The sequence below is a fragment of the Pedobacter gandavensis genome (assembly GCF_032678465.1).
Taxonomy (GTDB): domain Bacteria; phylum Bacteroidota; class Bacteroidia; order Sphingobacteriales; family Sphingobacteriaceae; genus Pedobacter; species Pedobacter gandavensis_B.
The window spans coordinates 231,777-244,562 of record NZ_JAVTSK010000001.1; the positions used below are offsets into that span (position 1 = coordinate 231,777).

At 40.3% G+C, this 12,786-nt stretch carries 9 protein-coding genes; 4 read left to right on the top strand and 5 right to left on the bottom strand.

Translation table 11 applies throughout. The features are described 5' to 3' along the window. The first annotated feature begins 60 nt into the window (after positions 1-60). From R2Q94_RS00915 to R2Q94_RS00930, 4 genes are all read left to right on the top strand, one after another. Positions 61-1,278: a hypothetical protein gene (locus R2Q94_RS00915; protein ID WP_316819554.1), complete on the top strand. Its 1,218-nt coding sequence runs from the start codon at positions 61-63 to the stop codon at positions 1,276-1,278. Positions 1,279-1,306: 28 nt separating this feature from the next. Next, positions 1,307-3,688 (top strand): prolyl oligopeptidase family serine peptidase, encoded by a 2,382-nt coding sequence (locus R2Q94_RS00920; protein ID WP_316819555.1) that lies wholly within the window; start codon positions 1,307-1,309, stop codon positions 3,686-3,688. Between the two features lie 145 nt (positions 3,689-3,833). After that, entirely contained in the window at positions 3,834-4,379 is a 546-nt protein-coding gene (locus R2Q94_RS00925; RefSeq protein ID WP_316819556.1) for a peroxiredoxin, read from the top strand. A gap of 76 nt (positions 4,380-4,455) precedes the next feature. After that, complete coding sequence (locus R2Q94_RS00930; RefSeq protein ID WP_316819557.1) at positions 4,456-5,040, top strand: carboxymuconolactone decarboxylase family protein; 585 nt, start codon at positions 4,456-4,458, stop codon at positions 5,038-5,040. Between the two features lie 248 nt (positions 5,041-5,288). Here the strand turns inward: R2Q94_RS00930 and R2Q94_RS00935 are convergent, their stop codons facing one another. From R2Q94_RS00935 to R2Q94_RS00955, 5 genes are all read right to left on the bottom strand, one after another. Next, a complete protein-coding gene (locus R2Q94_RS00935) occupies positions 5,289-7,880 on the bottom strand; it encodes a phosphoenolpyruvate carboxylase (protein WP_316819558.1) in 2,592 nt (863 codons plus the stop codon). Positions 7,881-8,117: 237 nt separating this feature from the next. After that, positions 8,118-9,665, bottom strand: coding sequence for a DHA2 family efflux MFS transporter permease subunit (locus tag R2Q94_RS00940; protein WP_316819559.1), 1,548 nt, complete (start codon positions 9,663-9,665; stop codon positions 8,118-8,120). Positions 9,666-9,669: 4 nt separating this feature from the next. Further along, positions 9,670-10,713, bottom strand: a complete 1,044-nt coding sequence (locus R2Q94_RS00945) for an HlyD family secretion protein (protein ID WP_316819560.1) — start codon at positions 10,711-10,713, stop codon at positions 9,670-9,672. 21 nt (positions 10,714-10,734) lie between these two features. Further along, complete coding sequence (locus R2Q94_RS00950; RefSeq protein WP_316819561.1) at positions 10,735-12,048, bottom strand: TolC family protein; 1,314 nt, start codon at positions 12,046-12,048, stop codon at positions 10,735-10,737. Beyond that, a complete protein-coding gene (locus tag R2Q94_RS00955; protein WP_316819562.1) occupies positions 12,038-12,664 on the bottom strand; it encodes a TetR/AcrR family transcriptional regulator in 627 nt (208 codons plus the stop codon). Before R2Q94_RS00955 ends, R2Q94_RS00950 begins: the two co-directional genes overlap by 11 nt. Between the last annotated feature and the right edge of the window lie 122 nt (positions 12,665-12,786).

Here is a 12,786-nt window from a genome sequence, read left to right on the forward strand (position 1 = left end):
AGCAAAAAGAAAGAATTAGTGTTTAAACTCATTGTAAATAAGCATGATATACTGTTTCAAATGAAAAGGAAATTACTGGTTATTTTTACTGCTATTTTATGCTGTGGACTAAGCTATGGTCAAACTTTAAAGACTGGGGTTTTGGTGATAGGCAATGGCAGTAATGCCCTTGGCGCTGGTCTTCAGTCGGCCATGTCTGGGGTAAAAACTACTTTATTACTGGAAGGTGAGGATTTTGAGTTGAGTTTGATGGACCCCGGGCACCAAAGTCTGGCCTCTGGTCTGGAACTTCGTCTTTTGAACAAGTTGAGAACTGACCGGGGGATTAAAGGTAGTGCTTCATTGGATCATATAGATCCGCAGAAAGCAAATGCAATCATTAAAGATTGGGTCGATAGTACTAAAAACTTAACAATCATTAGAAAAGTAGTCTGGTCTAAATTGAAAAGGTCGGGAGCTGGCTGGACAGTTCAATTGAATAATGGACAAAATATAAAAGCAGCAATGTTGGTTTACGCTGCTGTTCCAGGAAAACTTAAGGAACTGTTGTCGTTGAATCAACTCCCAGGCTTACAATGGAAAGCATTAGATTATCAGAACCTTAGTTATCGGACAAGTCTTTCTTCTGGCTTTGTAGACAGGATGTCCGGCGTTAATCTACTTTCTTTATATGATCTGCTCATTCCTGGTCAGGAGTCACTGGTATGGCTAAATCCAGAGCAGGAAAGTATTGCCGGTGGACAGGCAGCAGGGGCAACGGCTGCATATCCAGTGTTTTTTAAATTGAAAGCCAGGACGCCAAATTTAAAGGCAATTCAGAATGAGCTGATGAACTATCGTCTCTCTCTGGTCCCATTTGTGGATGTAAATCCGACCGATAGCAATTGGAAAGCGGTTCAGTTTATTGGAATTTCCGGTTTTCTTAAAGGAGTCCTTGTGGGTAGTGAATTGAAATTTAATCCTGAACAGAAGGTCAGTACGCTTGAAATTAAAACCCCAATAAAAGATTTTTTTTACAAGGCACAAATTTGGTTCGACGATTATACTGCAGCTGAAATGACCATAGGATCCAGCCTGGATCTGGTTTGTAAGGTAGGGAATAAAGCTCCGGTGACTACCCTTGCTGAAGTGAAGAAAAGGTGGAAAACACAATATCATTTTAATACTGAATTTGATCTGGAACGCCCGATTACCCGTAGGGAATTCGCGGTTTTGCTGCAGGAATATCTTAACCCTTTTAATGTAAATATTGATCCAACTGGCCGGGTGATCAGGTGAGGCCTGCTTGAAAATCAAAACAAACAAAATGAAAAAATTATTTACCCTTTTGTTCCTTGCAGGAACGGCTACACAGGCACAACAAAGTCTGGCACAGCAACAAACTTCGCTCAGTGTGGAGAAAATCATGCGCGACCAAAAATGGATTGGTGTAGCACCTACGAATTTCCGCTGGGCTGCGGATAGTAAGCTTCTTTTTTTTGATTGGAATCCCGAAAATAAAGAAAAATCAGAAGGATATCAGGTTCAGCTTTCCACTTTGAAAAAGGAAAGATCAGAGGAGAAAATAAGGAATGAAGCGATAGGTACAGCTTATATTTATTCAAATGATGGCTCGCTTGGAATCGCTGAGAAAGCAGGAGATATCTATCTCTATTATCCAAAAACGAAGGTTGAACAACGCCTCACACGTACACTGGAAAGAGAAAGTAATCCTCGTTTTCTAAAAAATGGAACCATAGTGTTTCAACGCGGGGACAATCTGTATGCCTTGAACCTTAAGCTTAATGAAACCACTCAGTTAACAAATTTTGTGAGAGGAAAAGCAGGAGCCGGGTTTGACAAAAACAAAGTGACTATCCAGAATACCTGGCTAAAGGAAGACCAGACTGAACTTTTTGACATCATTAAGAAAAGAAATAAAGAAGGAAAACCAACAAGAGGAAGATTTGGTATGGCAAGTGCTGAAAAGCAGGAGAAAACACTAAGACCGATTTATCTGGAAGAAAGGTTTCTGACAGGCTTAACGATAAGTCCGGATGCCAGATATGTAAGTTATAAGTTAATGACTCCGGCTTCAGGGGCTGTAAATACGATTGTTCCTAATTACATTACTGCTTCGGGCTATACTGAAGATATCGCAGGAAGAACTAAGGTGGGAGAGCCATTACCAAGCTATCAGAATTATATTTATGATCAGCAACGTGATACGGTTTATAGTGTTCATACAGCGCAGATCCCTGGGATAAAAGATCTCCCTGACTACGTAAAAGACTATCCCAAGCAGTTGGAAGAACGTAAGAAGAAAAATGAGGATCGTCAGGTAAACATAAGCGGACCGTATTGGAATGAATCTGGCACTGCTGCAATTATGATTGCAGATGCGCAAGACAATAAAGATCTCTGGATACTTAAACTCGATGCGGCTACAGGAAGTCTGAGCATTATCGACCGTCAAAGGGATGAAGCGTGGATTGGTGGCCCTGGAATTGGCTGGGGAAATATTGGCTGGATAGATCAAAACCGTTTTTATTTTCAAAGTGAAGCCTCAGGATATAGCCATTTGTATCTTGCCAATATCAGCACTGGCGAAAAAAAGCAATTGACTTCCGGTAAATGGGAAGTTCAGAAAGTAGCGCTTTCAAAAGACAAGAAGACATTTTATATCACTGCAAATAAAGACCATCCTGGAATCACTCATTTTTATAAATTGGAGGTGAATGGTGGTCCGCTGGTGCAGTTAACCAGTATGAAGGGTGGAAATGAAGTCACACTTTCGCCGGATGAAAAATGGTTGGCCATCAATTATTCCTATATGAATAAGCCCTGGGAACTATACATTCAGGCCAATAAGCCAGGAGCTAAGGCGGTTCAGGTGACAAGTTCCAGCTCTGATGAATTCAAAGCGTATCCATGGAGAGAACCGGATCTGGTTTCTTTTAAAAACCGTTATGGGGCTGATGTGTATGCCAGGGTTTACCCTACAAAGAATCCTCATCCAAATCGTCCGGCAATTGTTTTTGTGCATGGTGCAGGTTATCTCCAGAATGTGCATTACTGGTGGAGTCAGTATTCAAGAGAATATATGTTCAACAATATGCTGGCGGATAATGGTTATACAGTAATCGACATTGATTATACTGCCAGTTCTGGTTATGGAAGGGATCATCGCACTGGAATTTACAGACATATGGGGGGGAAAGACCTTACGGATCAGGTGGATGGCGTGAAAATGCTGGTTGATAAATACAACGTAAATCCTAAGCATGTAGGGCTATATGGCGGTTCCTACGGAGGATTTATCACCTTGATGGGCTTATTTAACGAGCCGGATGTATTTAGCAGTGGAGCTGCATTAAGGTCAGTTACAGACTGGGCACATTACAACCATGGTTATACCTCTAATATCTTAAATGAGCCCTTTAATGACGAAATGGCCTATAAACGGAGTTCTCCAATCTACTTTGCCAAGGGTTTAAAGGGGAATTTACTGATGTGTCATGGTGTGGTAGATGAGAATGTACAGTACCAGGACATCGTTAGACTTAGTCAGCGCTTAATAGAACTAGGAAAGGACAATTGGGAGCTCGCTAGTTATCCGGTTGAAGATCATGGTTTTATAGAACCTTCCAGCTGGACGGATGAATATAAGAGGATTTTTAAACTGTTCGAAACAACTTTAAAAAAGTAAATAGAGGAAAGCTAATATTCTGGGATTATGTATAGATTTTGTCTATATGTGTATCAGTATTAAGTATCTGTTATCTCTTGAATTTGGTTGCATTTCAGGGGATATAGCCTTACCTTTGTATCACGAAATAAAAAAAATAAAAACTATGATTAATATAGGTCAACAATTCCCAACATTCTCTAAAACTGCTGTAGTTAGTATCGAAAAAGGTAAAGAATTCGAAACAATTACTTCAGATTCTTTAATCAACGAAAACAACCAGTGGACTTGTATGTTCTGGTGGCCAAAAGATTTTACTTTTGTTTGCCCAACAGAAATTGCTGAATTTAATAACAACTTCAATGAGTTCCGTGATCGTGATACTACCTTAATCGGTGCATCTACAGATTCAGAATTCGTTCACGCTGCATGGAGAACTCACCACGATGATTTACGTGATTTGAAATTCCCAATGTTAGCAGATACTTCTAAATCTTTAGCAGAAGCTTTAGATATTTTAGAGCCAAACGAAAAAATCGCTTACCGTGCTACTTTCATCATCGATCCTCAAGGTATCGTTCGTTGGGCAAGTGTAAATGATTTAAGCGTTGGTCGTAACGTTAAAGAAGTAATCAGAGTACTAGATGCTTTGCAAACTGATGAACTTTGCCCATGTAACTGGGAAAAAGGTCAAGAGACTTTAACTGTATAATTTTACTGTTCAATCCTAAGAGTCCCTGTAAAATGCATTTTTGCAGGGATTTCTTTTACCCAAAAATTTATTAATCATGACAGCAGCAACAGAAACCATTCAGGAATTATTAGCCGTAGTAGGTCTTGAACCAGATTATAGAAATGAAAGCCTGACGCTTTTAGAAAAAGGCAATTCAAGATACGTACGTGATTTAAAATTAAATTTAAGCAGCACTTTCAGCTCAAATCATTTGAGCGATAAAGAATGCGCGTTAATCGCATTGAGCATTGCTGTAAACAATAACAATAAAGTGTTGACCAATTTCTTTGAGCAATTGGCGATTGCTAAAGAAGCCACTGCAGAAGAAATTGCTGAAGCAGTAGGTTGTGCGTCTTTATTGGCTTTAAACAACGTTTTTTACCGTTTCCGTCATTTCACTGGTAAAGAAAAATATACACAAATCCCTGCACGTGTACGCATGCAGATAATGAGCAGCCCGGTTACAGGGAAAGAGTTTTTTGAGTTGATGAGCATTGCCGTTTCTGCCGTTAATGGCTGTGAAATGTGTGTAAATGCACATGAGCACTCGATCCTTGCTTTAGGCGCAACAGAAGAAAGAGTATTTGATGCAGTTCGTATTGCTTCAATCGTTACTTCTGCAGGTACAGTAATTTACTAGATGATTTGTTCTACGGGACTTGATGTTCCGTTAGAAGAATTCTTAAAAAGAAGCTTTGCTATGGAAATAGTTAAGCTTCTTTTTTTTGAAATGAGGTTTGGAAGGCAGCAAAAATAAATGTGTTCATGCATGAATTACTATTCAGTAACTATAAAAGCAGGACTATACTTTTCATCCCGGAATTTTTACTCCAGAGTAAAAATTCGAAGGTCCTTAATTTTAACGTATAGTCCCGCTTTTTAACTTTATTAAGCGAGGTTTCTTCCGGCGTTTACAATGCCATAAACCGTTCTGATGGCCAGCTTTTCTAAAGATTGATGCTCTTCATCTGAGATGTCACTGCTTTGAAGTTGTTCTAAAGCATAGTGTTGAATCAATACCAATGGCAATACAATCTTCTCTCTAACTGAAATAGAGCGCTTCTCAACCGGGTAATTCTCCATTAGGCTCTCATGTCCGGATAGTTTTAATAAGAGCTCCTTAGATAGCTCAAATTCGTTGTAGAGCGTTGTCCAGAATGCGCCAAATTCTTTATCATTGGCAAAATGGGCTGTAATGGCGAAATCGGCTTTGCTCATAGACATCATACAATTGTCGATGATGGTCTTAAAGTAGCCTGATTCCTGATAAGTTTTTACCACTTTATCCCAGTTTCCGAGATCCAGTTGGGTTTTCAAGGCAGTTCCGATCCCATAGAAACCTGGTATATTTTGTTTCAGCTGGCTCCAGGCAGTTACGAAGCTAATGGCCCTCAGGTCCTCCAACTTCAATGCACCTCCGGCATTTCTCTTTACCGGTCGGCTGCTGATGGTAATTTTAGACAATAAGGTTAAAGGAGAGAATTTCTCCAGATAACTTAAGAACAATGGATGTTTACGTAGGGTAACAAAGGCATCAAAACTTTCGTTAGCCATCTCATCCAAAAGGTTTTTATGCAAAGGATCCAGGAGGATATTGTGTTTCTCCTTCATTCCTGCAGATATCCCAGCATTGATCAATTGCTCCATATTGAATTCGGCACTGTCAATAGAACCATATTGTGAGCTGATACTTTGTCCCTGAACGGTTAACTGAATATTCTTATTGGCAATTTCCCTGCCCATTGAAGCATAGAAACGATGAGTTTTTCCACCTCCTCTGGAAGGTGGACCTCCTCTGCCATCAAAAAAGGCCAGTTGTATGTTGTGTTTGTTGGCTGTTTCAGTAAGGGCAACCTTTGCATTAAAAATAGACCAGTTGGCCATTAAGTACCCGCCGTCTTTTGTACTGTCTGAGAAGCCCAACATAATGTGCTGTTTGCCCCCTCTGTTCTGTAAATGTTTTTTATAGAAAGGATGACTGTATAATGTATCCATAATCTCGGCAGCATCCGCAAGATCATGGACTGTTTCAAAAAGAGGAACAAAATCTATGGTCAGTTCATCTTCTGTCCAGCCATTGTAAAGGAATAGCTCTATAAGTTGCAGGATGTCGCTGGCCTGCTGGCAATTACTAATGATAAACCTATGGCAGGCTAGGGGGCCATTGATTAACTGAATTTGTTTGATCTCTGCGATGGTTTGCAGCGTGTCTTCGATTAAGGAGTTCGGACTTTCTGTATAATTAACTTTTGCACTTTTAAAGATCATTGCTTTGATCTTCTCCTGTTCGTTGAGTGCTTCATAATTTTCAGGATACAGGCTGGTCAATGGTTTGCTCTGGCGACAATAGGTATGGACATCTCTAAGTACTCTGCTGTCTTGTCTGATGTCTAAAGAGGCAAAATGACTGCCATAGAGTTCCATTTTTCTGATCAGGTCGGAAACCAGGTCTGTAAACAGTCCGTCGTGGTCTTCTAAAAGCGTAGTTTTAATTTTATTCAGGCGTTCAATCAGACAACCGGATATGTCTTCTTTGGCAATATTAGGATTAAAGGCCTGCTCGTAAAGGGTTTCCTGTATCAGGGCAATATTTTCTTCTACCCCTCTAAAGGTAATGCGACGTTTTAGGTTTCTAAAGTCCCTGTAATAGCATCTATATAGAATTTGACGCAGCATTTTGGACACCTGGATGGTAGAATCTGCATGTACGTTAGGATTTCCGTCACGATCACCACCAGGCCAGAAACCCAGTTCAATGATTTTTTTGGATTCCAGATTGTAATCATTTAAGCTTTGATCAATTTCCGACTGGATATTGGCTGCCGCAAAATAAAATACATTTTCAAGATACCAGGCCAGACTTAGCGCTTCATCTACAGGGGTAGGAGATTGCTTATTAAAGAATGGCGTCTTTCCCAACTGCTGCAGCAATTGGTTGATGGTAGAAATGTCATTCGTTTTTATGGCTGTGGTCAGGTCGGTAATAATAGAAAGCACACTTCCCGGATAAAATTGGGTAGGGTGGGCAGTAAGTACTAATCTCAGGGAAAAATCTTCAATTAATTTTTCAATTTTTTCTGTTAAGACTGGATTATCTACGGCCTTCTTCAGATAAACGAGTAAAGCACTGTGTTCTTCATCTGCATTTAGTTTATTGAAGGAGGCATCTTCAACAGCATCAAACAATACCACCTGACGTTCGATGTATTGAATGAAGCGGAAAAGTAGATCAATAATGTCTTTCTTAGAATTATTTTGGGTGTACTTTTCAAAAAATGCATTAATGATTCCTGCTGGTGTTTCGTGGTTCTTGACACCATCTTCGCAATACTTAATGAAGAGCGGAAGTAAAGTTCCGGTATCTTTTACTCTGTAGAAGGGAAGGGTTAGGAAAAGGCTGTTGTAAAGTTCAAATCTGGAGACAACTTCATTGTTGAATACGGACTCTCTCTGGCCTTTCGCGCGTTGTTTCTGCATCATCTTTATGGTTCATTTTTTCGCGCTTAAGCTACCAAAATGATTTGTAAAAATGAGAAATGCAGCTAAATTAATTTAATTGCAGCTTTGGTCAGAATTTATTAACTTAGACATATAGAGGTTATACAAATTCCTTTTAAAGAATTGCTGAATTGAGCGTATGTGCTCTAAGGAAGCAGAATTAATTGTTAATTTTTTGGGGTTAAACAGCCGTTAAGATATTCTTAACGGCTGTTTTTTTTAATGAACATCTGCCGGGATGGCGACATTCTTTTTGAATTTTTGAAGATATAGTAATGGGATTGAGCATAGCAGGACTAATCCGGCTACCCAATAGGCGTCACTATAAGTCAGCAATAAGCTTTGTTTGGTTACCGCTCCTTCAATCGCTTTTAAAGCCAGTGTTTTGGCGTCCAGGTAAGTGTAGCCTTTTGCGATAAAACTTTGAATATAGCCATTGAAGCGTTCCGTAAATGCGGGATTATTTTCGTTTACATTTACCAGCAAATTGCTGCGGTGGAATCCTTGACGGACGTGAATCAATGTTGTTAAGGCTGCAATTCCGAAAGAACCACCCAATTGTCTCATCATATTGTTCAATCCTGAACCCTGGCCAATTTCAGCACCTTTAAGATCCTGAATTGCCAGTGTAGTTAAGGGTACGAATAACAAGGCCATACCTATACCTCTAATGATCAATGGAAGGAAGAAGTCTCCGGTTCCCGATTGTAACGTTGAATTGCTCAGCATAGAACAGAACACGAAGAAAAGAAACATCCCAATGGTGGCCATAAATTGCGCTGGAATATTCTTTTTGAGCATAATGCCGATGAAGGGCATCATTACAATGGTACAGAGTCCCCCTGGAAATAGCAATTCTCCTGTTTGAAGGGGTGAAAAACCCAATAAATTCTGACAAAATACCGGGAATACGAATACTGAACCATATAATCCGAAACCTAAAATAAAAGAGGTAAACATCCCCACAGAGAAACTTCGGTGCCTCATAATTTTAAAATTCACAATCGGATGGTCTGTACTCAATTCCCTCCATATGAAGAGCAATAAACCTAGTACGGAAGTTACAGCTAATGCGGTAATGTATGGAGTAGCGAACCAATCTTCACTTTCTCCTTTTTCTAATACTGTCTGCAAACTACCAACAGCTATTGCCAGCAATATAATTCCCCACCAATCTACTGGCATTCCTTTTCCCTCTTTTGGCGTTTCCCTGACAAAGGTATAGGTACAATAAGCCGCGAGAATTCCGACGGGAATGTTCACGTAAAAGATCAAAGGCCAGGAACTGACTTCCAGTAAATAACCACCAATTGTAGGTCCAACAGTTGGTCCTACCACGGCACCAAGACCAAATAAGGCTGTGGCAATACCAATATCTTCTCTTGGCCAGGTTTCAATTAAGATGGCTTGTGCGGTAGAAATCAAACCACCTCCCGCAAGTCCCTGAAGGATACGGAAAGCGATAAGTTCTTCCAGATTAGTCGCGTTTCCACAAAGGAAGGATGCGATAGTAAAAAGGATAATTGAAAAAAGGAAATAATTTTTACGTCCGAAGCGACTACCCAGCCAGCCGGACATGGGTAAGACGATGACATTCGCCACCGCATAACCCGTAGATAACCAGGCCACATCCTCTAAGGTTGCACCCAGATTACCCTGTATCTGAGGAATGGCAACGTTCACAATGGTCGTATCAATCAGCTCCAATAAGGAGGCTGTGATTACCGTAAACGTGATCACCCACTTTTTTAAACCTTTCTCGGCCATCTTGTTAGTCTTTTATAGAAACGGAAACTTTCACACTCATTCCCGGACGAAGTCTGGCCAGAATTTCTTTAGGAGCGTTGGTAATTTTGATTTTCACCGGAATACGTTGTACTACTTTTACGAAGTTACCTGTAGCATTATCAGGAGGTAGGAGAGAACCTTTTGCACCAGTAATTGGCGCGAAATTATACACTTCCCCTTCAACTTCTGCATTTGGGTAGGCATCTACTTCTACTTTTACTTTATGGCCAGGTTTGATGTCTTCCAATTGAGTTTCTTTGAAGTTTGCGGTTACATAAATGCTGTTGTCGTTCACGATAGAGAATAAAGATTGTCCAGCTTGAACCAATTGACCCTTCTGAACATTCTTTTTAGACACGATTCCTGTTGCAGGAGCTTTAATTTCGGTATAGGACAATTGCAATTTTGCGAAATCTACATCCGATTGACGTTGTGTTACGCCATTATGGCTTACAGCCAATTGAGACTGGGTAGTTCCTACTTGTTTTACTGCTGCTGCATATTGATCGTTTGCAGCTGTAAAAGCAGCTTCCGCAGATTCTTTTTGTGCTTTTGCCTGATCAAATTGCTGTTGGGTAATCGAACCATCTTTTACCAGATTTGCATAACGTGCATAATCCTTTTGTGCTAAGGATAATTTTACCCTTGCGGCTTCAATATTAGCTTTAGCAGTGCTGGTATTTGCTGCGGTAGCGGCAATCTGAGCTTCAGAAACGCCTACTCCTGCACTTGCGCCAAGCTGACCTGCCTGTGCTTGTTCCAGCTTTACTTTATAGTCGCTGTCGTCAAGTTTAACCAATACATCACCTTCTTTTACATGTGTGTTTTCTTCAAAATTGATATCTTTTACATAGCCACCAACACGCGCCACCACCGGGCTGATATCGCCATCAATCTGCGCATCATCAGTATCGACGTGTTTGCTGTAATAGATGAATTCTTTTACACCGAATATCCCGCCCAGGATGATCAATACTACCAATATGATCGGGATTACTATATTCTTTTTTTTCTTTTCAGTTTCCATGAGTACTTATATAAGCGTTTTTTATTGGGTGATTTTCCCTGTTGATTTTAATAAAGTGTAATAGGCGAGTCCGGCATCTGCCTTCGCCAGTTCCAGATTGATCTTTGCCTGATACAAAAGTGTTTCTGCATCAATTCTATCAATAGCAGAAGCGACGTTGTTCTTGTATTTTGAAGCTAGTAACTTGTCGTTTTCTGTTGCCTGTGCAATAGAAGTTTCTAAAACTTTGATTTTGCTTACAGCTAACAGATAGTTTTGATAATTTCTGTTGACTTCTGTTTTCACCTGATCAGAAAAAACATCTTTTTGAAGCTCAATATCTTTCTGTTGGATTCTGGCATCAGTTACTTTGTGCTTATTTGTCCAGAGTGTGCCTATGTTCCAGGAAACATTCGCCCCTAAAGTCATGGGTACTAAAAATTGATGACTAGCCGGGATAAAAGAGCCACTTGGATTGATGTAATACAAATCTGCACCAATCCCTACAGTAGGGAGCGTATTTGCTTTTACAGATTTAATGTTCACATCAGCTACTTTATTTCTGATGTCAAATTGTTTCATTTCCTGACGATTCGCAAAAGCCACATCCATATAGTTGTTTAAAGAAGGGAGCGCCTGAAGATTGATCGTGGGGTCTATAGGCAATAATTCAATGCCTTCATTGATACCCAAGAGTACGTCCAGATTGTAGTTTAAGATTTTTCGGTTGTTTTCAATCTCCATCTCCGTCAGAGAGACATTGGCTTGTTGCAACTGAAACCTGAGCACATCATTTTTGGTGACGATACCCTGGCTAAAAAACCTTTCTGCCTGTTTCAGCTGGCCGGCAATGGACTCTAGATTTTGCGCAATCACCTTTTTACTCTGGATGATTTTGTAGAGCGAAAAATAAGTGTTGATCACAGCATAGCTGATCTCCTCCTTATCTTTATCTGCATCTAATTTGGCCACCTCTGTTAGCAAACGGGTAGACTCTTCCGCATACCTTAGTTTTCCGCCGCCATAAATGAGCTCTTTTACGCTGGCTGTTCCTACAAAAGCATCCGCACGTTTTGGCAGGTTGATGGGATCTCCACCGCCAATGATCAGTTGATTTGTAGGGATTTCTGCATGGTTGTACAGAAAAGAAGCCTGTGCGCTTGGAAGCTTTGCATCTTTGGCAATGTTCAGCTGATTGATGGCCGCATCAATCTTATTCTGCGAACGTTTGAGGTTCTTGCTGTTTTCAATGCCGAGCTGTATGGCCTCCGATAAGCTCAGGTTTTTGGTGTTTTGTGCGTAAAGCATCCCGGGCAGGAGTAATGCGATGACGCTGAACTTGATTCTATTTATCATTATTTGGAGTTAAATACACAATGAGTAGGTCTTTTAGATGAGCGATCAGACGGTCTGTGATGATGGTCTTATCTTCCTCGTTGTTGATATCGAGGGTAGTACCATAGGTGATTTTTGCAGGAGAGATGGCCACATTACTAATGGTGCCCATAATGGTTGCGATAAGCATTCTGACATCTACCGGGCGGAAACTCCCTTCTGTAATCCCGTCTATAATAATTTGTTCGATCATGACCAGGTTATTCGCCATGGAGTTTTTTACTTTCAAAAACATTTCCGGCCGTTGGGAAAGGGTGAGTTCGCGGTGCATCATTTTGTGTAGACCTGGATTGCACAGGATTCTTTTGGCGTAATTTTCAATTACTTTCAGCAATTTCTCCATGCAGGAGAGTTTATCCTGACTGATACTAAGTAACTGATCATTAAAACCAAAGATTCTTTTAGACATGATTTCCATGAAAACACCTTCTTTGGAACCAAAGTAATAGTTGATCATGGACATGTTGGCTCCGGATTCTTTGGCGATTTGACGGGTAGAAGTACCCTCGTAACCCAATTCTGTAAATAATCGCTCAGCAGCTTCCAGAATGCTTGCCTTTTTATCTGCTTTTTCCATTTCTAAATTTGACGCATCAAAATTAATCAATCGATTGAATAATATAAGTACCCTAGTCTAGCATCTATCTTAATTGACATAGGACTGACAATCTTTAATTGAGTATGAGGACTATACTTCTG

What these genes read in the sequence shown, in the direction of transcription:
- R2Q94_RS00915 (WP_316819554.1), top strand. Translation starts at nt 61, where the DNA reads ATGAAAAGGAAATTACTGGTTATTTTTACTGCTATTTTATGCTGTGGA.
- R2Q94_RS00920 (WP_316819555.1), top strand. Translation starts at nt 1,307, where the DNA reads ATGAAAAAATTATTTACCCTTTTGTTCCTTGCAGGAACGGCTACACAG.
- R2Q94_RS00925 (WP_316819556.1), top strand. Translation starts at nt 3,834, where the DNA reads ATGATTAATATAGGTCAACAATTCCCAACATTCTCTAAAACTGCTGTA.
- R2Q94_RS00930 (WP_316819557.1), top strand. Translation starts at nt 4,456, where the DNA reads ATGACAGCAGCAACAGAAACCATTCAGGAATTATTAGCCGTAGTAGGT.
- R2Q94_RS00935 (WP_316819558.1), bottom strand. Translation starts at nt 7,880, where the DNA reads ATGATGCAGAAACAACGCGCGAAAGGCCAGAGAGAGTCCGTATTCAAC.
- R2Q94_RS00940 (WP_316819559.1), bottom strand. Translation starts at nt 9,665, where the DNA reads ATGGCCGAGAAAGGTTTAAAAAAGTGGGTGATCACGTTTACGGTAATC.
- R2Q94_RS00945 (WP_316819560.1), bottom strand. Translation starts at nt 10,713, where the DNA reads ATGGAAACTGAAAAGAAAAAAAAGAATATAGTAATCCCGATCATATTG.
- R2Q94_RS00950 (WP_316819561.1), bottom strand. Translation starts at nt 12,048, where the DNA reads ATGATAAATAGAATCAAGTTCAGCGTCATCGCATTACTCCTGCCCGGG.
- R2Q94_RS00955 (WP_316819562.1), bottom strand. Translation starts at nt 12,664, where the DNA reads ATGGAAAAAGCAGATAAAAAGGCAAGCATTCTGGAAGCTGCTGAGCGA.